The sequence below is a fragment of the Paraburkholderia sp. GAS333 genome, from assembly GCF_050435665.1.
GTDB lineage: Bacteria > Pseudomonadota > Gammaproteobacteria > Burkholderiales > Burkholderiaceae > Paraburkholderia > Paraburkholderia fungorum_A.
Window position 1 is genome coordinate 71,809 of record NZ_JBNDKS010000011.1, and the last position, 21,779, is coordinate 93,587.

Consider the following 21,779-nt stretch of genomic DNA (forward strand, 5'->3'; position numbering starts at 1 on the left):
ACGCAACTACATACGCGCCGTTATCGACAGTTGCGCCGTTCGTAAAGCGACCATTCCGCCTCCTGCACGACCAGAGCCACATCGCATTCGTTGTTGGCAAAGAAATTCGCCGGCAAAGGTCCGATCTTGTGGACGAAGAAATAGCGATACTGACGACCGTTGTCCTTCGTCCATTCGAAACTTCCCGGATCGTGTTCGAGCGCGGGCGGCCGGAGCGGCATCATCCCCGGCCTGAAGCGTACGATTTGCGGCACGAAGGTCGCGAAGTTCAGATCAACGAACCCGTGTTGCTCCGCCTGATACCACAGCGATTGATGCGCGTACGCCGCCGTGCTCCTGAACGCGGGACTCGCACGGTCGAATATAAGGCTCAGAGCTCGCTGACCCGGTTCGGTTTGCGAAAGCAGCTTGTCGAGCGGTGCATTTTCAATAGCGAATCGATGCAAACGGACCGTCTGGTTTGCGAAGAAAATCCAGCATCCTGCGATGATCGCGGCTTGTACGCCGACACCCAAAACCATGCTCGCACGCGAACGATAACCGGACGACGCGTGTCCTGCGCCGCTCGTGGAAGAGCGCGACGCACAGAACATTAGCGCATACGCGGGCAGTAGAAATACCGCGAATCGGTGATACAGGTAGGCGGTTTTGAGCGCCGTGCCCGGCACGAGAAACCAGACGAACGCCACGGCGAGCATCGGCACGACCACCGATCGATCCGCATTGATCCGGTCGCGCCAGAGCCACGGTGCAGCGAACATCAACGCGACTAGCGGCAAATACACGGCCGCGCCCTTGTTCATGCCCCACACGTACACCGGCAACGCGATCAGACGTTGAAAGTCGAAGCCCCATTTGAATACATCGATACCCGGCACTGTCTGTCCGAGCAGTGGATCGGTCGCGCGGCTCCACAACGCATAGGCGATGCACAGCACGCCCAATGGTGCGAACGGCACAAGCGCGAACACCTTGCGCGCGAATGGCTTCTGTTTGAACAGCACAAAGCCGACACCTATCGCGTTGGCGAACAGAAACACGAGTCCATGACAGAAGAACAGCGCTGTGCCAGCAACGAGTATCCCGATCCCTTTCCTGACGGATGTCGCCCTCGCATAAGCGTGCGTGAGCCAGATAAATAGAATGCCCAACGGCGCGGCCACCAGAAACGTATAAAAACCCCACACGAATGCAAAGCCGAAAAATCCCGGCACGAACAGCCAGTCGAGTCGTGCGTCGCCATGCAGATAACGGCGATAGCCGACGCATACGGCAACGAACGCGAAGTAGGCGAGCGTGAGCATGCACTTGAGCGCGGCGCCGATCGGCATCAGGAACGTGAACGGCAATGCGAGGCCATACCCGACTAGATACGGCGTGAGCAGATTGATCTGCACGAGGTTTTGCCACGGCGACGTATGCGCGAGCAGATCGCGCAGCAGCATCACCTGCCCCGCGTGCTGCGGCACGTCGACCATCGGCGGGCGCGGCGCGATCCAGAACAACGCTCCGCCATACAGCACGGTCACGATGAAAAGCACGCGCGGCAGAATCGCAACGAGTCTACCTGCGCGCGGCAGCAGCGCGTGTCCAGACGTTGCGTCGATGCCGGCACTCGCCGGTGCGGAACGATCGGCAGGCATGTTCATAGCGTTTGCTCGATGATGAAACGCGGGCGCTGTTTGGTCTCGGCATAAGTCTTCGAGATATAGCCGCCGATGACACCGAGGAACAGCAATTGAATACCGCCGAGGAAGTACATCGGAATAACCGTCGAAGCCCAGCCGGGCACGGTGAGGTCGGTGAAGAGACGCGCAAATGCGGCCCACGCGCCGAAACACAGCGAGCCGAATGCCAGTAAAGCGCCTATACGTGTGCTCCATTGCAAAGGCACGGCGGAGAACGACGTGATGCCGTCGAATGCGAATGCGAGCATCTTGCTGAGCGGGTATTTGCTCTCACCCGCAAAGCGCGGCGCGCGCTCGTATTCGACAACCGCTGTCTTGAATCCGAGCAGCGGAATGATCCCGCGAAGAAACAGATTCACTTCCTGAAATTGCCGCAACGCTTCTACCGTTTTACGGCTCATCAACCGGAAATCCGCGTGACCGGGTTGAATATCGACACCGAACATGCCGAGAAGCCTGTAGTAGTTGCGCGCGGTAAAGCGCTTGAAAAACGTGTCCGTATTGCGTTTGTGACGCACGCCAAATACGATTTCGGCGCCAAGCCGATACTCTTCGAGCATGCGCGGAATCGCTTCGATATCGTCCTGAAGATCGGCGTCGAGACTCACCAGCACATCGCCTTGCGCGGTCAACAGACCGGCCAGCAGCGCATTCTGATGACCACGATTGCGCGAAAGTTTGATGCCGCCACAGCGGTCGTTGGTTGCATGCAGCGCTTCGATGAGCGACCACGTGTGATCGCGAGAACCATCGTCGACGAAAATGATTCGGCTTTCGCCGCTCACCTCGCCGGAGTCGATCAATCTGTCCAGAAGTGCGACCAGTCGCGTACTTGTTTCAGGAAGAACCTCTTCTTCGTTGTAGCACGGCACGACGAGATTCAATGTCGTCGTGGTCAATGCTTCATCTCTGAAGATGCCACGACCCAAAGTCAGGCTTTCAACGTATTCGGCCATTAATACGCGCCTCCAATGACTTGCGAACGATAATCGAGGAGAGTTTTACCGCTCGCGTTCATTCGCGCGAGTCGCCGCCGACACAGCGGATTCATCGCAGATACTAGTGCAAAAAAAAGCACCGATACTTCACCTGTCTGAAAATCACTAAAACAGCGATAAAAACGCAGAATACGATTGCATGATTCGGAATACGAACATGAGGTTTATTTACGAAACGTTCCTGACATGGTGGTCGTTTTAGATCCGGTCAATCAATGAAGAATGTCTCGGTAATTCCCGTATCATGATGCCTGTACGGCAATAGGCTTCAGGTAAATCGATACGTCGAATTGTTTGCAATCATCTTTGACCCGACGTTTTACGGGAGGAATTCAATCAAATGGACAAGGCAGAATTCGACAGCTTTGCTGACGAGTACCTTGCGATGCACGCCCGTAATATCGCGGCATCGGGAGAAGGTCCAGAGTTTTTTGCGGAGTACAAGATTCGCGATATCGCCGAAGAAATGGTGCGCCGTCATTCCTCGCCCGCACGCATGCTCGATTTCGGATCGGGCGTGGGCACGTCGATCCCCTGGGTGAAGCGCTATTTTCCTGACGTGCAACTGACCTGCGCGGATGTCTCCGAGCGTTCGCTGGAAGTGGCGCAAAAGCGCTTCCCCGATTCGTCGCGTTTCATTCATTTCGACGGCCACACGCTACCTTTTGAAGCGGGCGAATTTAATCTCGCCTATGCGATGTGTGTGTTCCATCATATCGATCTAACGGAGCACGTCCATCTGCTGCGTGAACTGAAACGCGTCGTGGGTCCGGCTGGCACGGTCGTCATCTTCGAACACAATCCGTTGAATCCGTTAACCGTCAAGGCAGTCAACACCTGCGAGTTCGATGTCAACGCGAAATTGATCACCGCGCGCAATATGAAAGAGGCCTGTGTCGAGGCCGGATTTTTCAATGTAGATGCGCGCTTTCGCATCTTCTTTCCACACGTGCTCGCCAAACTTCGTCCGCTTGAAAAATACCTGACACGTGTGCCGTTTGGCGCCCAATATTCCGTCTACGCGAGCTGAGCACAAAGGCAATCATTCAATGAAAGAATTGCGCGCAACTGCATCACGTACCGAGTCTTTTCAGCAGTTTGTCAGGTATCTGCTGGTTGGCGGCCTCAATACGGCGATCTCGGCCGTCATTATTTTTATTGTCCAGGCAGCGGGTGCGCGTCCAGTCGTCGCCAACATAGTCGGCTATGCGTTCGGCGTCGTATTGAGCTTCGCGCTCAATAGCAAATTCACGTTCAGGACAACGGCAACGCGGCACTCTGCCATGCGCTTTATGGTCGTCGTTCTGATCTCGTATCTGGCCAATCTCGCGACCATGCTTTCGGTGTTGCATCTCACAGATGCACCCTATGTCGCACAATTGTGCGGCATTCCCGTGTATGTGATCGTGGGTTTTATCGGCAATAAGTTTTGGGCGATGCGTGATCGTACGCATTCAACGACGTAGGCGGCCAATACTTCAGCTTTATTGTCGAAGAACAAATGGAGAAGCCGCTGCCGGTAAGAGCAGCGGCCGCATCCCATGAAGACACGAAGATACACATAGAAAGTCGGCTTCAGCGCTAACGCGAAGCGCAATTAACCAAACATTCGCGTTGTCGATTTGCGTCCACGCCTACCTGCGCCGAGTCACGCGCACCTGACGACTACTAGTTACTTAGCCGGCGACACGACGCTCGGCGTCGCCAGCGTGTTGTTGGTCTTCGGAGCGCTGGTAGTCGTCGAGTTATCGTTCATGCCCTTCTGCATAGTCGAGTTCGTCGATCCGCCACTCATGCCGCTATCCGAATTGGTGGCGCCAGGCATACCGTAGCCGCCCGATGTGTTGTTCATCTGGCTCGCTGCCGGGCTTGCGGTACTGCCGCTCGAACCGCCACCAGCCGTCCCTCCGGCTGTCTGTGCATAAGCGCCAGCCGACAGCGCGAGTGCGGAGACGGCCGCGATTAAAGTACTCATTGCCTTGTTCATGATCCGTTCCTCCTTACTGACTGGAATACGACGCAGACGACCATCGCCTGCTTGATATTCAATCGAGCAAGCGCCGTGCCGCTGGTTCGCTTTTTAATGAAACGCCCTACTCAGCTTTCGATTGAGATACTCCGCACCGGTCAATTTCATATGGCACGAAATCCAGATGAAAGTCATCAAGGAAGCTGCCTTGAAATATCTTCAAGCCTGATCGCCTTGACCCAATCGGCAAACTTTGCAGATAAGCCTTGCAGTTGCGTTACATCCGGCAAATAAGGCGCGTATCGACACCCCCATTCGTGGCAATGATCGCCAGATGGAGCACCCCAAAAAAAATGGGCCTCTGCCTCGTCCAAAGGACGGAAACAAAAGACCCATCAGCATCAATCAAAAGCAGAAGCGCAACCGCCTATTGCCGCGACAAACCTCCCAGATGCTCTGCAAAGAACATCTCCATCGCCTCATAGAATTCGATCTGGTTCTCTTCGTTGTGAAAGCCGTGCCCCTCGTTTTCCTTGAGCACGTACTTGACATCGACTCCACGCGCACGCAACGCCTCCACGATCTGATCGCTCTCCGCCTGCTTGACGCGCGGATCATTCGCACCCTGCGCAACCAGTAGCGGCGTCACGATCCGATCGACGAAGAAGAGCGGCGACGCATCGTGCAGTGCCTGTTTTCCCTCTTCCGTTTGCGGATTGCCGATCATCTCGTACATCATGTCGAGCATCGGCTTCCAGTACGGCGGCATCGATTCGAGCAGCGTGAAGAGATTCGATACGCCGACATAATCGACCGCAGCCGCATAACGTTCCGGCGTGAACGCAACACCCGCGAGCGTCGCATAGCCGCCGTAACTCGCCCCGTAGATACCCACGCGCGCCGGATCGACAATGCCTTGCGCCACGAGCGAATCGACGCTGTCGTCGATATCGTTCTGCATCGTGCGGCCCCATTGCCCGAAACTCGCTTCCCAGAAGGCCCGGCCGTATCCGGTCGAGCCGCGGAAATTGACCTGCAGCACCGCATAACCCCGGTTCGCTAACAATTGCGCTTCGACATTGAAGCCCCAGTTGTCGCGCGCCCACGGACCACCATGCGGATTGACGATCAGCGGCAACGGCTTGTCGAGCTTCTGCCCCAACTCGAAGCCGGCAGGCAACGTCAGGTAGCCGTTGAGCTGCAAGCCGTCGCGCGCCGTGAACTGGATCGGCGACATCGGCACCATATCGGCGGAGTCGAGCCACGGCATCATTTCCGCTAGCTGCGAAAGACGCCGGCTCGCAACATCGTAAATCCACACCGAACCGGCGGAACGATCACTTCCGGCTCGCACGATCGCGCGCGATTCGTCACGCGTGATGCTCACGAGGTTGACTTCCTGACCGGGCAACTGACGTTCGAGATCGGCGATGACATCACGCGCCCAGTCGTCGAAGAAATGACGATGCACGCGGTCGTCGACATAAGTCGCGGCAGTCAGCACGCGACGATGCTCCGAGTATGCAAGACCGCCCACATCGACATGCAATGTCTCGAACAGCAACTCGCCCTCCTGCCCGGTTTGCGGATCGAATTCGAACAGCGCGGCTTTGTCGCGATTGCGGTTCGACAACACGTAAAGCCGTTTGTCGTCGAACGTGAAGAACATCGGCGAAACGGACTCGCGAAAATTGGTGGTGACGATCGCGCGGAAAGGCTCGGTTTCCACGTCGCGATAAAGCAGCGTGTTGTTGACGCCGTCCGTCGCGATTGCGACGCGCAATTGTCCTTCGTGATCGGTCATCCAGCCCATCACGTTGCCCGGATTCTCGGCGATCGGCGTCAGTTCGCCAGTCACGACATCGACGCGAAAAACGTCGAACACTTGCGGATCACGCCGGTTCATCTGAATCAACACGTGGCGGTCATCGTCCCTGAGGTCGTCGACGATGCTCGCCTTCACGCCGTCGAACGGCGTCAGGTCGCGCGGCTCGCCGCCTTCGACCGGTACCGACAGCACATGGAAGTTTTCGTCACCGCCAAAGTCTTTGACAAACAGAATGTGGTCATTGCCCTTCCATGCATGGCCGGGCACGTCGCGCTCTGTTTCGTCGGTCAACGGACGCGGCTCGCCAAGCGGCGTGCCGTCCGCGTCGATCTCCTGCACGAAGATGTTCTGACGACCGGAGCGTCGCGCGAGAAAGGACAGATGACGTCCGTCAGGCGCAAGCGTGAATCCATGTTTGTCCGGCCTGCGGAAGAAGTCTCGCACCGCATACTGTTTGACTACGCTACTGCCGTTACTCTTTTGCTGACCTTCAGTCGCCATGCGCGCCTCCGTAAAAATCGCATTGAACACGTAATAACGTGACGATATTGCATGATATCGCCTGCTACGAATTGACACGCTGAAACAGCCCCAAGCGGTCGAACTGCATTTTTTCGCGAGCGCGTTACAGACGGGCGATCCGCGTATCGAGGCCATCTACGTACGGGTATGCCGGCAACGCATACGGTCAGAGGTTGGACTAAGCTTGATGAAGTTCGTCGTACATCCGTACAGGAGCGGCCATGAATACGAAGCACAGCAAAAAAGGACATCTTGAAGCCGCGGCATCACATCACGAGCAGGCGGCGCGTTATCACCACGGAGCATCGTGGCATTTCGAGGAGGGGAAAGATTTCGCTCACGCGGCACATCAGGCGATGCTGGCGCATGGACATACGTTGCACGCGATCGATCATGCACACGACGCCGGTGCGCACAGCAACGCGCCGCCGACGGCTGCATCGAGCGGCTCGGAATCGGGCATAAACAGTTTGGCGGCAAAGCAGCACGCAGCGGCTGCGGAGCTTCACGAGCAGGCGGCGCAGCATATGCGCCACGCGATCAAGCTATTCGATCAGGACCGAAGTGCAGCCGCGCACGACTCGCAGCTTGCGCTCTCATTGGCCCTGCGCGCTCTGTCTCACGGCAATGAAGCGGCCCGGCTGTTCGTCAAGCTCGCGCCCGTTGAAGGCTCGTGAGTGGGTCTGAACGAATTCAAACCCGTCACGTAGTGGCGCGGAGAAAGTTTCAACGAGAGTAGAGGCAGGCGCGAACACAAGCGGGAGACTGGCCGCCAACGCCGGACATAAAGCGCGCGGCGAATCCAGAGTCCCGGCTGGCAAGTGTCTGTTTGCTGTCAGCCCAGTCGATCGGCTGCGACGGACTTCGCGTGTGCGACCGCCTCCTGGGCATTGGAGAATGTGCCGAGCTGGTCCCAACGCTCCTCGGCCGCGTAAGTGCCTTTTGTACGGAGCGCTCTTTGAATTCGCAGTTGCGCCGCGTACCGGCCGTCTTCCAGTGGTTGCGCCGTTGCTATCACCTTGTGCGGCAAAGCGGATTTCTCCGGCTGAACCAACTCTACAGGACCGCCAGCCACGCCAATGTCGTTCAACTCATTGCGCGCTTTACAGTCCGGGCAATAGAAGCACCACCCTCCTTCCTCACGAATGGATTTGACCTGTCCGCGCGCAAGAACGGCGCGGCATTCAACGTTTTCGCAGACGAACGGCATAACAGTCTCCGTAGTGGTTTGCGAGAAAGCCTAGCATGATCATTCGCGGCCAGCCATTGGCATTGTTGCTGTGTTGGGCGACGTGCTGATCGACGCACGGGTGCGGTCCATCATGCGAATTGAGCGAGCCGTATTTCGTTGGAACACGAGAAGCAATTCAGTCCTCGGCGATCAGAAGCCGCGCCGCACCGACACGGTTGCGCCCGTACTGTGCGAGTGAAAGACCGCGATTCGCGCGGTGGCCGAGAAGACCCAACTGTCGACGGTCACGGAAAGCCTTCGCTGCGGCTGCGCGCCGAGCGCGAGGGTCGAGTTCGGCAGATCGACTATCGAAACCAGGGGCGCTGTCGACGGACCCAGTCGAAGATAGTTCGACGCCATTTGCGACGAAACGTCGTTCGGCCCTGTGCCGCCTTTAGCGTTCCCGGAATGGAGCTGGAAGTCGTGCGTCACTTCGGCACTGTAGAAGCCCTCGATCGGCACATGGAACGGGTCCGCGTGATTGTCGGGCTGATACTCCATCGCGTAACGCTGCAGATAGCGCTGCGGGTCGGGGATGGGCGGCACCACCTCCATCGGGTAAGACGCGATGTTCGCCACCGTCATTGTTTCGGGCGAGTCGACGCCAAAGCCGTCTGCGAACGCAGAACTGCTCAGCATCAGGAATATTGCGCCGACAACCTTTTCGTTCAGGCACGTCATACGTATGCCTCCAATGAAAAAATTGGAACGTCACACTACTGACCGTTGTGTCCAGACCGAATGCGCCCGACCAGAAGATCGTGCTGGCCGCCTCGCTTGCACTTACTTATTGTAGTCAGTCATTTGTTTCCCGCTACTTGAATGTGACGGGTATGCCCATACGGGAAAGATGCGCGCGCATGGTTTGCGGGCCGCAGACGCGCACCGGAACGTTTGACTTCGCACGTTGCGTCGCGCCGGGTGCAACCGGGCACGGCATTCTGATCGATGGCACTATTGTCGGCGCCCTGCTAGATTTCAACTCAGCCGAATCATTGATCGGGAGAGATCGATGGCCGACAGACCGTCCTCCAGTACGTCCACAGTCCGCTCGCTGGTCCTGATTGCCGTCGTCGTGGTCGCGCTGGTCGCGGCCTTCGCCTATACGGCCGGCTGGCTCTCGCCGGGGCGCCTCACGCCCGCGAAGATCGTCAACGGCCTCGCGCCGCCGGGAGGCGCGGCGCTCGGCTTCCGGCGCAACCACGCGAAGGGCATCTGCTTCACCGGCAGTTTCGAATCGAATGGCGCGGCGGCGGCATTGTCGCAGGCGCCCATGCTCGCGGCCGGTTCGTTCCCGGTGACCGGCCGGTTCAACCTCGCCACCGCCGATCCCAAAGCGCCGGACGCCACGGTCCGGGTGCGCGGCCTCAGTCTGCGGATCGTCGCGCCGGGCGGCAGCGAATGGCGCACGGCAATGATCGACGCACCGTTCTTCCCGGTCGCCACGCCTCAGGCCTTCTACGGCTTGCTGCAGGCATCGGCCAACAAGAGCGATCCGGACGCGATGAAAAACTTTGCTGCCGCGCATCCCGAGTTCGGTCATTTTGTCGCGTGGGCGGGCAGTGCGCCGTGGATGGGCTCGTATGCGCAGGAGCGCTTCAACAGCCTGAACAGCTTCATCTTCACCAATGCGTCGGGCGAGGATCAGGCGGTGCGCTGGTCGTTCATCCCGCAGGCGCAACCGGAAGCGGTGCCGCACGATCAACTCGCGGCACGCGGCGCCGACTTCCTCGCTTCGGAGATCACGCAACGGGTGCAAGGTGCGCCGCAAAAATGGACGCTGGTGGTGTCGGTCGCCAATCCCGGCGATCCGACCGCCGACCCCAGCCAGGCCTGGCCGGACGACCGCCGCAAGGTCGAAGCGGGCACGCTGGTGGTCAGCACGATCGAGCCCGAGGCGGACGGTCCATGCCGCGACATCAACTTCGATCCGACCGTGCTGCCGACGGGCATGCGCGTCTCGGACGATCCGTTTCCCGCCGCGCGCTCGGCCGCGTATTCCGTCTCGTTCAACCGGCGGACCGCCGAGGACAAGGACTATCCGCGCCACCCGGCGGGAGGAGCCACGCCATGACCACGCCGATCCACGATCGCTTCACTCCGTTGCAGCGCGCACTTCACTGGATCATGGCGGTCTGCATTCTGGCGATGCTGTTCATCGGCGTCGGCATGGTGTCGACGGTTCGTCCGGATTATCTGTCGCTGGTGTCGATTCACAAGCCGCTGGGCATCGTGATTCTCGTGCTGGCGCTGATCCGTCTGGTGGTCAGGCTGACGCGCGGCGCGCCGCCGTTGCCCGCATCGATGCCCGCGCCGATGAAGCTCGCCGCCTACCTGTCGCATCTCGCGTTCTACGCGCTGATGATCGCGTTGCCGCTGCTCGGCTGGGGGATGCTGTCGGCGGCGGATTATCCGGTTGTCGTGTTCGGCGTGCACCTGCCGGCGATCCTGCCGCATAGCAACAGCTTGCACACGCTGCTGTGGAACGCGCACCGAACCCTCGCGCTGTGCTTCTTCGCGCTGATCGTGCTGCATCTGGCGGCGGCGTTGTTGCACGCGCTGGTCAGGCGCGACGGCGTGTTTCAGGCGATGTCGCCGTGGCGGTGAGACCCGCCGTCCTGAAGGCGCGACATTGAATGCAAAGGGTGCCCGGTGGCAAATGCACGGGCACCCTTTGCGACAACCGACCAGCAGAGACATGCCAACTCACAGCGAGGCCGCCAACATACCGACGACAGCCTCAGCGCGACCTCACTGCGTGCCCACCTTCGGCTGATTCATCGGCATAACCGAGCGACGTTCCACCACCGCCGGTGCGGTTTCGCGCATCGACAGCGCGCACAGGCTCGAAATCACGCCCAGCAGCGAGAACATGATCGCCGGGCCCATCCAGCCGACTACGGCGAACAGTCCCGTCGCGATAAACGGCAGCAACCCCGCGACCACCGACGCGCCGTTATAGCCCAGCGAAATCCCCGACGACCGCACGTTCGCCGGAAACTGCTCGGAGAACCAGCTCGATTCGACCGCGAAAATCGGATCGTGGCTGAACAGCAGCGACAGCGTGACCGCCGTAATCACCATGATCCCTGCGCCCGTGTTGATCAGCATGAACATCGGCAAGCCGAAGGCGATCGTGAACAGCGAGCCGAGCAGGAACAGCGGCCGGCGTCCCACCTTGTCGCTCAGCATGCCGTACAGCAGGTGGCTGCCGAGGCCCAGCGCCGAGCCGATCATGGTCCCCCACAACACGTGCTCCTTGGTCGACACATGCGCGAGGATCACATACGACAGCATGAAGCTCGTGGTGATGTAGTAGCCGCCGGTTTCCGCGAGACGCAGGCCGATGATCTTCAGAATGATGCGCCAGTCGCTGCGGAGCACCTGCATCGCGGGCCGCTCGACGATGGTCTCGCTGGCCCTGATCGCTTCGAAAGCGGGCGATTCTTTCACGCTCAGCCGGATGAAGATACCGATTGCGACCATCACGAACGACACGAGGAACGGCGCGCGCCACACCCAGTTGCCGTCGAACAGATGCGACGACAGCAGGAACGCGCCGTTGGCGAGCAGCAGCCCGAACGGGATGCCCACTTGCGGCACTGCGCCAAAGAAGCCGCGACGTTTCGCGGGCGCGTGTTCGCATGCCATCAGCACCGCGCCGCCCCATTCCGCGCCGAAGCCGATGCCCTGCACCATCCGCAGCAGGATCAGCAGGATGGGCGCGAGCACGCCCACCTGGTCGTACGTGGGCAACGCGCCGATCAGCACGGTGGCCGCGCCCATCGCGAGCAGCGACCAGAACAGCACCGTCTTGCGGCCCAGCCGGTCGCCGTAGTGCCCGGCGAGGTAGCCGCCGAGCGGGCGCATCAGGAAGCCGACGGCCAGCGTGGCGAACGCCGCCAGAATGCCGATCACCGGCTCGTTCGTATGGAAGAAGATCTTGCCGAACCAGCCGGCGGCGGCGGTGCCATAGATGAAGAAATCATAGCTTTCCACCGCCGAGCCGATCATCGACGCAAACGACACCTTGAACGGGTTGTCCTTCGCGGGAACTGTCGCAGATGAGGTGCTCATGGTTACTTGTCTCCGAATCGTTTTAATAAGCGAGAAGCGCGTTGGCCGGGTTTTTGCATCCCGGCGTGGTGTCCCGGCTGCGGTGCGGTCAGCGCCAGGTTTCGATCACGCGGCTGTCGTCGCGTAGTCCAAGCCCCGAGTCTGCCGCCTGCTGATAGCGTGAGTGCGCGAGGGTCAGCAGCGGCACCTGAGCGCCGCATTGCGCTGCCGCATCGGCGACCAGACTGCTGTCTTTCACGAAGATATTGATCGAGCTGGTCACTTCGACATCGGTGCCTTCCAGCATCCGGGGGCCGCGATCGGTCAGCATCCACGAACCGGCTGCGCCTTTTTCAATCAGCTTCAGCACCGCGCCCGGGTCGAGACCCAGCGTGCTGGCGAGGTTCAGCGCCTCGGCAGCCGCCACGATATGAACCGAGCACAGATGCTGGTTCACGACCTTGATCGCCTGGCCGTCGCCGAGTTGCTGGCCGGTGACCTGGACGTTGCCCATTGCGCTCAGTACCGGCAGAACCGTGTCGATGTCCTGCTGCTCGCCCGCCGCGAAGATCACCAGCGCGCCGGTTTTAGCGCGGGCGACGCCGCCCGTCACCGGTGCATCGACCACGCGCGCGCCCGCCTGACGCAGCCGCTCGCCCTGCTCGCGCACGCTCGCCGGGCCGACCGTCGACATGATCACCCAGGTCTGGTCCTTCACCGCGCCAAGCGCTCCGTCGACCAGCGTCGCCAGATGATCCGGCGTCGCGACCATCACGACCACCACCTCGGCACGCGGCGCCGCGCTGAAAGTTGCCACCGCGTCGATCCCGCTCATCTGCGCGTTTTCGCGCGCGCGGCCGAACACATCCACACCGGTCACTGCATGCCCCGCCTGCTGGATGCGCAACGCCATCGGCAAACCGATTGCGCCGACGCCTACGAAAGTCACGTTCATCGCCGTCTCCTTACTTCAACCACTGTTTGATGCTTTCGACCATCGACGCGGTCGAAATGCCATACCGGTCGTGCAGCGTCGGCAATGCGCCGGCCGCGAGAAACTCGTCCGGCAGCGCGATCTGGCGGAATTCCGGTTGCACCCGCGCGCGCATCAGCGCCGACGCGACCGCTTCGCCCAATCCGCCGACGCAGCTATGGTTTTCCGCGACCACCACCAGACGTCCCGAGCGGCGGCATTGCTCGACGATCGTCGCTTCGTCCAGCGGCTTGATAGTCGGCGCGTGCAGCACGGCCACGTCGGCCACGCCGTCGGCGAGCGCCTGCGCGGTTTCGAGCGCGCGCATCGTCATGATTCCGGACGAGATGATCAGCACGTCGCGGCCGTCCCGCAGCAGCTTCGCCTTACCGAGTTCGAACTGATAGTCGTATTCGTCGAGCACCAGCGGCACCTTGCCGCGCAGCAGGCGCATGTACACGGGGCCATCGTGCGCGGCAATCGCCGACACCGCCTGTTCGGTATCGAGCGCATCGCACGGATCGACAATCGTGAGCCCGGGGATGCCGCGCATCATCGCGATATCTTCGGTTGCCTGGTGGCTCGGGCCGTAGCCGGTCGTGAGACCCGGCAACGCCGCGCAAATCTTCACGTTGAGGTTTTCTTCCGCAATCACCTGATGGATGAAATCGTACGCGCGACGCGTCGCGAACACGGCGTAGGTGGTCGCGAACGGAATGAAGCCTTCCTTCGCCATGCCGCCCGCTGCGCCCATCAGCAACTGCTCGGCCATGCCCATCTGGAAGAAGCGTTCGGGGTACTCGTTGGCGAAGATATGGAGGTCGGTATATTTCGACAGATCCGCCGACATGCCGACGATATTCGGCCGCTTCGCCGCTTCCGCAACGAGCGCGTGGCCGAACGGTGCCGCTTTGGTGCGCTGACCTTCGGACGCGATCGACGCGATCATCGCCGAGGTCGTCAGGCGCGGTTTGGTGATGACGGTGCTCATGCGCGGTCTCCTGCCGGTTGCGCTGCATCGAGCACGGCGATGGCTTCCTGCCACTCTGGCTGCTCGACGCGAATGAAGTGGTTTTTCTCGCGCTGCTCGAGGAACGGCACGCCCTTGCCCATCAGCGTGTCGAACAGGATCACGCGCGGCACGGGTTCGGTAACGGCGCGCGCGCGGTCGAAGGCTTCGATGACGGCGGCGAGGTCGTTGCCGTTCACGCGTTGCACGTGCCAGCCGAACGACAGCCATTTGTCCGCCAGCGGCTCGAAGCCGAGGACGCGCTGCGACGGGCCGTCGGCCTGCTGCTGGTTGATATCGACCAGCGTGATCAGATTGCCCAGTTGATGATGTGCGGCGCCCATGGCCGCCTCCCAGGTCGAACCCTCGTCGAGTTCGCCGTCCGACATCGAGTTGTAGACCCACGCCGGGTTGCCCTTGGCCCGCAGACCGAGCGCCATGCCGACGGCAATGCTCAGGCCCTGGCCGAGCGAGCCGCCCGAGATTTCCATGCCGGGCGTGTAGGTCGCCATGCCGGACATCGGCAGGCGGCTGTCGTCGGAACCGTAGGTTTCCAGTTCCGTTTCGTCGATGATGCCGGCCTCGATCAGCGCCGCGTACAGCGCAATCGCGTAGTGGCCGTGCGACAGCAGAAAGCGGTCGCGGCCTTCCCATTCGGGTTCGCCGGGGCGAAATTGCATCGCGTGGCAGAAGGCGACGGCGAGCACGTCGGATAGACCGAGCGCCTGGCCGATGTAGCCCTGGCCCTGCACTTCGCCCATCCGCAGCGCGAAGCGGCGGATTCGATAGGCGCTGCGCGCGAGTTCTGCGTGGAGATTCTGGCGGGTGTCGGCGGCCGGGCGCCGTGCTTCGGTGATCGGTGTCATGTCTCCGTCCTGATGCATTCGGAATGTTTTGCGCGGTGTCCGCGTTGGTGTCGTCTGCGCTCGACAGGTGCTTTTAATTCACCAGTTTCAAGTCAGTTCGACGTGAAGGCAGCGTATCATTCGGATAATTCGCGTGACAAAAGAAAAGATTGCACCAACTCATGAATGGAATTCACCCATGAAGCCGTTCCGCAAGTTGCCTTTACCGTTTTTGCGCGTCTTCGAGGCGGCGGGGCGCACCGCGTCGTTTGCGACGGCGGCGCAGGAGCTGGACCTGTCGCCGAGCGCGGTCAGTCATTCGATCCGCAAGCTCGAAGAGACCGTGAATCTGCGGCTGTTCCAGCGCAGCACGCGCGAGGTGAAGCTCACGCGCGAGGGCGCGATCCTGCTCGAACACGTGCAGCGCGGGATGGACGAGATGCAGCGGGGCCTCGCGCTGGTGACGGCCGACGGCCAGAGTCCGCTGCGACTGCACACCGCGCCGAGTTTCGCGACGCAGTGGCTGCTGCCGAGGCTGTCGGGGTTTGTCCGCGAAAATCCGAATATCGATTTGCGGTTTTCAGCGAGCACGGACTACGCGCGCTTCGAGAACGACGACTTCGATCTGGATATCGTGTACGGCGAGCCGAAGCCGTCGCCGCACGAGAAGATTCCGCTGGCGCTGGAAAAGCTCACCCCGTTATGTTCTCCCGAGCTTGCCGCGCGAATCGGCTGCCCCGAAGATCTTTACGCGCACACGCTGATCCAGTGCGACGTGCAGATGTTCCAGTGGAAGGGCTGGTTCGAGGCCAACGACCTGACGCCGCCCAATCATTACGGGCTGCACTTCGACCGTAGTTCGATGGCGATTGCGGCGGCGGTCGACGGTCTGGGCGTGGTGCTCGAATCGACGCTGCTCGCCGATCGCGAATTGAAGAACGGGACGCTGGCGTGTCCGCTGCTCGGCAGTACGCGGGAAGTGCCCTATATCGGGCACTATCTCGTGTATCCGAAACGGCTTCACCATCACCAGGCGTTCGATACGTTCAGGACATGGCTGTTGACGGAACTCGGTGTAGAGCATCCAGCACCTGACAGCGGCACCAATGCATAACCTTCCGCCGTCAGGAACGCCACGCAGGCCCGTTCGGAAAATCATGCTGATCGAGCGACGCCGCATGCATCTCGATGCTGTAACCCGGCCTATCCGGCGGCATATAGCGGCCATTGCGGATCACCACCGGATCGACGAAATGCTCGTGCAGGTGATCCACGTATTCGAGCACCCGATTCTCCAGCGACCCCGACACGCAGATGTAGTCGAACAGCGAAATATGCTGCACGTACTCGCATAAGCCGACACCGCCCGCATGCGGGCAAACGGGCACGCCGAATTTCGCGGCCATCAGCAGAACCACGATCACTTCATTCAGACCACCCAGCCGGCAACTATCTATCTGACAGAAGTCGATCGCATTCGCCTGCAGCAACTGCTTGAACATCACGCGATTCTGGCAATGCTCGCCCGTCGCCACGCCAATCGGCTTGAGCCGCTCGCGAATCGCCGCGTGGCCGAGAATATCGTCGGGGCTAGTGGGCTCTTCGATCCACCACGGGTCGAATTCCGCGAGACGCCGCATGTTCGCGACCGCTTCGTCGACATCCCAGACCTGATTGGCGTCCATCATCAGCTTCAGGTTTTCGCCGATTTCCTCGCGCAGAATCCGCGCGCGGCGCATGTCTTCGTCGATATTGCCGCCCACTTTCTGCTTGAAGTGCGTCCAGCCCTGCGCGACGCCTTCACGCGCGAGCCGGCGAATCTTGTCGTCGTCGTAACCGAGCCAGCCCGCCGACGTCGTGTAAGCCGGATAACCCTGCGCGCGCATTTCCTTCTCGCGCTCGCCCCTGGTTTTCGCATGCCGATGCAGCAGCGCAATCGCTTCCTGCGGCGTGATTGCGTCGGTCACGTAGCGAAAATCGAGGCAACGCACGAGTTCTTCCGGGCTCATGTCAACGAGCAGCTTCCACACCGGCTTGCCGACCGATTTGGCCCACAGGTCCCATGTCGCGTTGACGACCGCGGCGGTCGCCAGATGAATCGCGCCCTTGTCCGGGCCGATCCAGCGCAACTGGCTGTCGGATGTGATCGTGCGCCAGAACGCGCCCATGTTCGCGGCGATATCTTCGAGCGTCATGCCGACGATCAGCGGTGCGAGCGCCTGCACCGCGCTCACGCAAATCTCGTTGCCGCGTCCGATCGTGAACGTGAGGCCGTGCCCGGTGAGCGAGTGCGGCGAATCCGTTTCCAGCGTGACGTAGGTCGCCGAATAATCCGGCGCGGCATTCATTGCATCGGAGCCGTCGAGCGAACGTGAAGTCGGAAAGCGGATGTCCCTGACGGACAGCTTGGTGATCGTGGTCATCTGCACAGGCTCCTGGGCGACAACGTTCGATTTCCGCCTGCCGGACAATCACGAGGCGGAACGGAGAATAAGAGAAAGAGGAAAGGCTGTGCCCGTCCTCTTTCGTGATTGCGTCATTGCTTCGCTAATACGTCGCGAAGACATCGCTTATTGCGTCACCCATACTCGATTCATCGCGCTGAATCGCTGGTTCGCGGGAATCAGTCGTAGAGCACGGCCGCGATCTTCGGGTCGGTCATATTGGTCTTGTCGTACCAGAAGAAGCCCGTATCGATTTTCGGCGGCAGCTTCTCGCCTTTCAGCGCCTTCACGGCCGAGTCGACAGTGCACTTGCCGATCCCCACCGGATTCTGCGTAATCGCGCCGAGCATCAGGCCCGACGTGATGTCGGCCTTCTGCTCCTTGCCGGAGTCGAAGCCGATCAGCACGAGCTTCTTGCCCGACTCCTTGACGCCGATTGCCGCGCCTTCCGCCGAGCCTTCATTCGCGCCGAAAATACCCTTCAGGTTCGGATTGGCCTGAATCATCGCCTTGGCGATTTCCGCCGATTTCAGGTGATCGCCCGCGCCGTACTGCACGGAAACGATCTTGATGTTCGGATGCTTGGCCTTCATCTGATTCAGGAAGCCATCGCGGCGATCCACGCCCGTGCGGCTCGTCTGGTCGTGCACGATCACGCCGACCTCACCCGAATTACCGATCGCCTCGGCCATCTTGTCGGCGGCGAGTCCGGCGGCGGCGAGGTTATCCGTCGAGCAGGTGGTCAACGGAATATCGCTGTCGACGCCCGAGTCGAACGCGATCACCGGAATCTTCGACGACTGCGCGCGCTTCAGAAGCGGAATCGCGGCCTTGCTGTCGAGCGCCGCAATGCCCAGCGCCTGCGGCTTTTTCGCGAGCGCCGCCGACAGCATGTCGATCTGCTTGTCGACCATCGCCTCGGTTTCAGGACCTTCGAACGTGATCCTGACGTTGTGCTCCTTCGCCGATTGTTCCGCGCCGGCTTTCACTGCCTGCCAGAACTGATGCTGGAAGCCCTTCGAAATAAGCGGGATATAAACATCATCCGCCTGTGCAACATTTGCCCCGCCAACCAACGCGCTCAAGCCGACCACGACACCGAATATTTTTCGATTCAACATGGAATATCTCCTCCTAAGGTGGACCAGCAACCTTCAGTCGTTGCGGGAGCTTTTTGCTTTTCGTGCTTCTGCTCCCTTCTTTGAAATTGTCCGGCGCGGCGTCAGCTCCTTCTGCGTCGCAAGATGTCGGCGTAGACCGCGAGAATGATGATGAGGCCTGTCACGACGATCTGCCATTCCTGCGCAACCGACATGATGCGCAGCCCGTTGGTCAGCACACTCATGATGAACGCGCCGATGATCGTGCCCAGAATCGTGCCCGAACCACCGCTCAGCGAAGTGCCGCCGATCACCACGGCGGCAATCGCTTCGAGTTCGTAGCCTTGTCCCAAAGCCGGTTGCGCCGAGTTCAACCGCGACGCGATCAGCAAACCGGCAATGCCGCAAATCGCGCCGCTCAGGCCGTAAATGGCGATCTTCCATCGATCGACGTTGACGCCCGACAGCCGCACCGCTTCTTCGTTGCTGCCAAGAGCGAACGTATAGCGGCCGAGTGCTGTGCGATTAAGCGTGATCGAACTGACTACCGCGAGAAAGAACAGGATCAGCACCGCGTTCGGAATCGGCAGACTCGGCAGCACATAGCCGATCAGCGAGTCCTGCGAAATGCGGTAGAAGTTTTCGGTGTCGGTGAAATAGATCGGCTTGTCGGCGGAAACAACCAGCGAGAGACCTTTCAGCAACATCATCATGCCGAGCGTCGCAATGAACGGCGGGATTTTCATTTTCGCCGTGAGCGTGCCCGAAATCGTCCCGCAGATGCCGCCCGTGGCAATCGCCGCGAGCACGCCGATCCACATCGGCAGATGCCAGAAAGTAAGGAATACCCCGCAAATCACGGCGGTAAACGTCATCAACGTGCCCACGGACAAATCGATGCCGCCGGTAATGATCACGAACGTACACGCAATCGCCAGCACGCCGTTGACTGCGGTCGCCTGCAGAATGCCGAGCATGTTGTCCATCTGCATGAACGACGGCGACGCGAAGCTGAAAAAGATCAGCAGCAGGATCAGGCTCGCGAACGCGAGCAGCTTTTGCAGAGCGGTAGGCGAGAAAATGCGCGCTCTGAAACCCGCCACGCGTCCTTGCTTGCCTAGCGCCGGTGACTCCGATGGCGATGTCATCTTGACCCCTGGTTATGCCGCTGCTTTCAAGGTTTCGCGCCGCGTCGCCAGATGCATGATGCGCTCCTGCGTCGCTTCGGCCGCTGAGAGTTCGCCGGTAATGCGACCCTCGCACATCACGACGACGCGGTCGCTCATGCGCAGAATCTCCGGCAGTTCCGACGAGATCATCACGATCGCTTTACCCTCTGCGGCAAGCGAGCGCAGCAACTTGTAGATTTCATTCTTCGCGCCCACGTCGATGCCGCGCGTCGGCTCGTCGAAAAAGAGCACGTCGCAATCCCGTTCGAGCCATTTGGCAATGACGATTTTCTGCTGATTGCCGCCCGAAAGAAGCCGCACTTCCTGCGTCGCGGACGGCGTGCGAATTGCGAGCAGATTGATAAAGTGGCTTGCTGTGCGACGTATTTGCGTGCGTCGCAGGAAAAAGTTGAACGCGAGAAAACGGCTTAGATTGGACATGACGATGTTCGATTCGACGTCCATGCCGGTGGCGAGGCCGAAGCGTTTGCGGTCTTCGGAAAGGTAGCCGATGCCGCGCGCCACCGCGTCGCTCGGCGTCCTGATCACCGCCTTCACGCCCTTCACGACAATCTCGCCCGACTCGATCGGGTCCGCGCCGAACACCGCGCGGGCGACTTCGGTACGGCCCGCGCCCATCAACCCGGCAAAGCCCAGAATCTCGCCTTTGCGCAACGTGAAACTCACGTCCCTGACCATCGGCCCCGCGTTCAGGTTCCTGACATCGAGCGCGACCTCGCCCTGCTCTGCTGCACTGCGGGAAGGCTCGATATCAGTCAGCGTGCGCCCGACCATCATGCCGATGATCGCCTCGATGGTTGTGTCTTTCGCGGTGACGGTGGCCACATACTCGCCGTCGCGCATCACGGTGACGCGGTCGGAAATCTGCTTCAACTCATCCATCTTGTGCGAGATGTAGACGATGCCCACGCCCCGCTCCTTCAACTCGCGGATGATACGAAACAGCTCGGCAATTTCGGCGTCGTTCAGCGCGGACGTGGGTTCGTCCATGATCAGCACGCGCGAGTCGAACGACAAAGCCTTGGCGATTTCGACCATCTGCTGTTTGGCGACCGTCAGACTGCCGACCACCGCGCGCGGGTCGATCTTCACATGCATGCGTTCGAGAATCTCACGGGCCTGCGCATTGAGACGGTCTTCGTCGAGGAACAGGCCGAAGCGGCCGCGCGGCTCGCGGCCAATGAACATGTTCTGCGCGACGCTCAAATGGTTCATCAACTGGAGTTCTTGATGAATGATGCCGATGCCCACGGCCTGCGCGTCACGCGGATGCTGGAAATCGACCGGCTGGCCGTCGTAGAGAATTTCGCCCGAGTCGCGCGTGTACACCCCGGCGAGGATTTTCATCAGCGTCGACTTGCCCGCGCCGTTCTCGCCCATCAGCGTATGAACCTCCCCCGCCATGAGTTCGAACTGGATCTCATGGAGCGCCCGCACCCCGGGAAAGCTCTTGTTGAGTCTTTTGACGGAAATGAGGGGGGTCACGGCGCGGTTCGCGAGGGAAGTCTGCGACACACGAGGGCGTCACCGCGAATAAGCGGCAGCCGGGACGTCGCGCGTCCCACCGTTTTATGACAGAAATCGCAGAGAGAAACCAGACACATTGCTGGGCCCCAAAACCGATGTGCGACGATTCTACGACGCTGGCAAGTGGCGGCTCAAGCCCAGGCATTCCCCAGTGTCAGGGGGTTTTGTGCCCTTGCACAAGCGGAGTGAGAAAAATGCAAACGACGAGGAAACGAACCGGTTGCCCCAAACAACAGACGGCGAAAAGCGGCTGGCAAATGTAGATTGCCTCAGTCAGATCGACATCCTTCGTCACCTAATGACAAAGGCGCCGACGCGCCTTGTTTGCACAATGCCGGACTGCACACTGGATTCCATCACTCCCCGCCTCGCCGAATTACTGGCCCTTTGCCAGTTTGC

The 21,779-nt window shown here is 60.3% G+C and carries 20 protein-coding genes; 6 read left to right on the plus strand and 14 right to left on the minus strand.

Annotated features, from left to right (window positions below):
• Positions 1 to 20: 20 nt before the first annotated feature.
• A complete protein-coding gene (locus tag ABH945_RS33695; RefSeq protein WP_429253511.1) occupies positions 21 to 1,649 on the minus strand; it encodes a hypothetical protein in 1,629 nt (542 codons plus the stop codon).
• Complete coding sequence (locus ABH945_RS33700; protein ID WP_429253512.1) at positions 1,646 to 2,644, minus strand: glycosyltransferase family 2 protein; 999 nt, start codon at positions 2,642 to 2,644, stop codon at positions 1,646 to 1,648. The genes ABH945_RS33695 and ABH945_RS33700 overlap by 4 nt, the downstream gene beginning before the upstream one ends.
• Positions 2,645 to 3,026: 382 nt before the next feature.
• On the opposite strand from ABH945_RS33700, the gene ABH945_RS33705 reads away from it, so the two are divergent.
• A complete protein-coding gene (locus ABH945_RS33705) occupies positions 3,027 to 3,716 on the plus strand; it encodes a class I SAM-dependent methyltransferase (protein WP_429253513.1) in 690 nt (229 codons plus the stop codon).
• 19 nt (positions 3,717 to 3,735) lie between these two features.
• Positions 3,736 to 4,152 carry a GtrA family protein gene (locus tag ABH945_RS33710; RefSeq protein WP_429253514.1) on the plus strand — a complete coding sequence of 139 codons (417 nt, stop codon included), beginning with the start codon at positions 3,736 to 3,738 and terminating at the stop codon, positions 4,150 to 4,152.
• Between the two features lie 206 nt (positions 4,153 to 4,358).
• Here ABH945_RS33710 and ABH945_RS33715 read toward each other — a convergent pair whose 3' ends face one another.
• Together ABH945_RS33715 and ABH945_RS33720 are read right to left on the minus strand one after the other, a co-directional pair.
• Entirely contained in the window at positions 4,359 to 4,673 is a 315-nt protein-coding gene (locus ABH945_RS33715) for a hypothetical protein (RefSeq protein ID WP_429253515.1), read from the minus strand.
• A 409-nt stretch (positions 4,674 to 5,082) separates the two neighbouring features.
• Positions 5,083 to 6,984, minus strand: a complete 1,902-nt coding sequence (locus ABH945_RS33720; RefSeq protein WP_429253516.1) for a prolyl oligopeptidase family serine peptidase — start codon at positions 6,982 to 6,984, stop codon at positions 5,083 to 5,085.
• A gap of 242 nt (positions 6,985 to 7,226) precedes the next feature.
• On the opposite strand from ABH945_RS33720, the gene ABH945_RS33725 reads away from it, so the two are divergent.
• Positions 7,227 to 7,682: a hypothetical protein gene (locus ABH945_RS33725; protein ID WP_083380189.1), complete on the plus strand. Its 456-nt coding sequence runs from the start codon at positions 7,227 to 7,229 to the stop codon at positions 7,680 to 7,682.
• 158 nt (positions 7,683 to 7,840) lie between these two features.
• Here ABH945_RS33725 and ABH945_RS33730 read toward each other — a convergent pair whose 3' ends face one another.
• Entirely contained in the window at positions 7,841 to 8,215 is a 375-nt protein-coding gene (locus ABH945_RS33730) for a hypothetical protein (RefSeq protein WP_074771667.1), read from the minus strand.
• A 171-nt stretch (positions 8,216 to 8,386) separates the two neighbouring features.
• Entirely contained in the window at positions 8,387 to 8,917 is a 531-nt protein-coding gene (locus tag ABH945_RS33735; protein WP_429253517.1) for a hypothetical protein, read from the minus strand.
• Positions 8,918 to 9,248: 331 nt separating this feature from the next.
• Between ABH945_RS33735 and ABH945_RS33740 the strand changes: the two genes are divergently transcribed.
• Positions 9,249 to 10,310 carry a catalase family peroxidase gene (locus ABH945_RS33740; RefSeq protein ID WP_074771669.1) on the plus strand — a complete coding sequence of 354 codons (1,062 nt, stop codon included), beginning with the start codon at positions 9,249 to 9,251 and terminating at the stop codon, positions 10,308 to 10,310.
• Positions 10,307 to 10,843: a cytochrome b gene (locus ABH945_RS33745; protein WP_074771670.1), complete on the plus strand. Its 537-nt coding sequence runs from the start codon at positions 10,307 to 10,309 to the stop codon at positions 10,841 to 10,843. Before ABH945_RS33740 ends, ABH945_RS33745 begins: the two co-directional genes overlap by 4 nt.
• A gap of 144 nt (positions 10,844 to 10,987) precedes the next feature.
• Here the strand turns inward: ABH945_RS33745 and ABH945_RS33750 are convergent, their stop codons facing one another.
• From ABH945_RS33750 to ABH945_RS33765, 4 genes are all read right to left on the minus strand, one after another.
• Positions 10,988 to 12,313 (minus strand): MFS transporter, encoded by a 1,326-nt coding sequence (locus tag ABH945_RS33750; RefSeq protein ID WP_074771671.1) that lies wholly within the window; start codon positions 12,311 to 12,313, stop codon positions 10,988 to 10,990.
• An 88-nt stretch (positions 12,314 to 12,401) separates the two neighbouring features.
• Entirely contained in the window at positions 12,402 to 13,247 is an 846-nt protein-coding gene (locus tag ABH945_RS33755; RefSeq protein WP_074771672.1) for an NAD(P)-dependent oxidoreductase, read from the minus strand.
• A 10-nt stretch (positions 13,248 to 13,257) separates the two neighbouring features.
• Positions 13,258 to 14,256, minus strand: a complete 999-nt coding sequence (locus tag ABH945_RS33760) for a transketolase family protein (RefSeq protein WP_074771673.1) — start codon at positions 14,254 to 14,256, stop codon at positions 13,258 to 13,260.
• Entirely contained in the window at positions 14,253 to 15,140 is an 888-nt protein-coding gene (locus ABH945_RS33765; RefSeq protein ID WP_429253518.1) for a transketolase, read from the minus strand. The genes ABH945_RS33760 and ABH945_RS33765 overlap by 4 nt, the downstream gene beginning before the upstream one ends.
• 178 nt (positions 15,141 to 15,318) lie before the next feature.
• Between ABH945_RS33765 and ABH945_RS33770 the strand changes: the two genes are divergently transcribed.
• The gene (locus tag ABH945_RS33770) at positions 15,319 to 16,233 is read left to right on the plus strand and encodes a LysR substrate-binding domain-containing protein (RefSeq protein ID WP_429253519.1); all 915 of its coding nucleotides are present in this window, start codon (positions 15,319 to 15,321) and stop codon (positions 16,231 to 16,233) included.
• Between the two features lie 10 nt (positions 16,234 to 16,243).
• Here the strand turns inward: ABH945_RS33770 and ABH945_RS33775 are convergent, their stop codons facing one another.
• From ABH945_RS33775 to ABH945_RS33790, 4 genes are all read right to left on the minus strand, one after another.
• Positions 16,244 to 17,542 carry an L-fuconate dehydratase gene (locus tag ABH945_RS33775; RefSeq protein ID WP_074771676.1) on the minus strand — a complete coding sequence of 433 codons (1,299 nt, stop codon included), beginning with the start codon at positions 17,540 to 17,542 and terminating at the stop codon, positions 16,244 to 16,246.
• Between the two features lie 200 nt (positions 17,543 to 17,742).
• Positions 17,743 to 18,684, minus strand: coding sequence for an ABC transporter substrate-binding protein (locus tag ABH945_RS33780; protein ID WP_074771677.1), 942 nt, complete (start codon positions 18,682 to 18,684; stop codon positions 17,743 to 17,745).
• A gap of 101 nt (positions 18,685 to 18,785) precedes the next feature.
• Positions 18,786 to 19,811 (minus strand): ABC transporter permease, encoded by a 1,026-nt coding sequence (locus ABH945_RS33785; RefSeq protein ID WP_074771678.1) that lies wholly within the window; start codon positions 19,809 to 19,811, stop codon positions 18,786 to 18,788.
• A 12-nt stretch (positions 19,812 to 19,823) separates the two neighbouring features.
• Positions 19,824 to 21,338 carry a sugar ABC transporter ATP-binding protein gene (locus tag ABH945_RS33790; RefSeq protein WP_429253520.1) on the minus strand — a complete coding sequence of 505 codons (1,515 nt, stop codon included), beginning with the start codon at positions 21,336 to 21,338 and terminating at the stop codon, positions 19,824 to 19,826.
• Positions 21,339 to 21,779: the final 441 nt, after the last annotated feature.

What these genes read in the sequence shown, in the direction of transcription:
- ABH945_RS33695 (WP_429253511.1), bottom strand. Translation starts at nt 1,649, where the DNA reads ATGAACATGCCTGCCGATCGTTCCGCACCGGCGAGTGCCGGCATCGAC.
- ABH945_RS33700 (WP_429253512.1), bottom strand. Translation starts at nt 2,644, where the DNA reads ATGGCCGAATACGTTGAAAGCCTGACTTTGGGTCGTGGCATCTTCAGA.
- ABH945_RS33705 (WP_429253513.1), top strand. Translation starts at nt 3,027, where the DNA reads ATGGACAAGGCAGAATTCGACAGCTTTGCTGACGAGTACCTTGCGATG.
- ABH945_RS33710 (WP_429253514.1), top strand. Translation starts at nt 3,736, where the DNA reads ATGAAAGAATTGCGCGCAACTGCATCACGTACCGAGTCTTTTCAGCAG.
- ABH945_RS33715 (WP_429253515.1), bottom strand. Translation starts at nt 4,673, where the DNA reads ATGAACAAGGCAATGAGTACTTTAATCGCGGCCGTCTCCGCACTCGCG.
- ABH945_RS33720 (WP_429253516.1), bottom strand. Translation starts at nt 6,984, where the DNA reads ATGGCGACTGAAGGTCAGCAAAAGAGTAACGGCAGTAGCGTAGTCAAA.
- ABH945_RS33725 (WP_083380189.1), top strand. Translation starts at nt 7,227, where the DNA reads ATGAATACGAAGCACAGCAAAAAAGGACATCTTGAAGCCGCGGCATCA.
- ABH945_RS33730 (WP_074771667.1), bottom strand. Translation starts at nt 8,215, where the DNA reads ATGCCGTTCGTCTGCGAAAACGTTGAATGCCGCGCCGTTCTTGCGCGC.
- ABH945_RS33735 (WP_429253517.1), bottom strand. Translation starts at nt 8,917, where the DNA reads ATGACGTGCCTGAACGAAAAGGTTGTCGGCGCAATATTCCTGATGCTG.
- ABH945_RS33740 (WP_074771669.1), top strand. Translation starts at nt 9,249, where the DNA reads ATGGCCGACAGACCGTCCTCCAGTACGTCCACAGTCCGCTCGCTGGTC.
- ABH945_RS33745 (WP_074771670.1), top strand. Translation starts at nt 10,307, where the DNA reads ATGACCACGCCGATCCACGATCGCTTCACTCCGTTGCAGCGCGCACTT.
- ABH945_RS33750 (WP_074771671.1), bottom strand. Translation starts at nt 12,313, where the DNA reads ATGAGCACCTCATCTGCGACAGTTCCCGCGAAGGACAACCCGTTCAAG.
- ABH945_RS33755 (WP_074771672.1), bottom strand. Translation starts at nt 13,247, where the DNA reads ATGAACGTGACTTTCGTAGGCGTCGGCGCAATCGGTTTGCCGATGGCG.
- ABH945_RS33760 (WP_074771673.1), bottom strand. Translation starts at nt 14,256, where the DNA reads ATGAGCACCGTCATCACCAAACCGCGCCTGACGACCTCGGCGATGATC.
- ABH945_RS33765 (WP_429253518.1), bottom strand. Translation starts at nt 15,140, where the DNA reads ATGACACCGATCACCGAAGCACGGCGCCCGGCCGCCGACACCCGCCAG.
- ABH945_RS33770 (WP_429253519.1), top strand. Translation starts at nt 15,319, where the DNA reads ATGAAGCCGTTCCGCAAGTTGCCTTTACCGTTTTTGCGCGTCTTCGAG.
- ABH945_RS33775 (WP_074771676.1), bottom strand. Translation starts at nt 17,542, where the DNA reads ATGACCACGATCACCAAGCTGTCCGTCAGGGACATCCGCTTTCCGACT.
- ABH945_RS33780 (WP_074771677.1), bottom strand. Translation starts at nt 18,684, where the DNA reads ATGTTGAATCGAAAAATATTCGGTGTCGTGGTCGGCTTGAGCGCGTTG.
- ABH945_RS33785 (WP_074771678.1), bottom strand. Translation starts at nt 19,811, where the DNA reads ATGACATCGCCATCGGAGTCACCGGCGCTAGGCAAGCAAGGACGCGTG.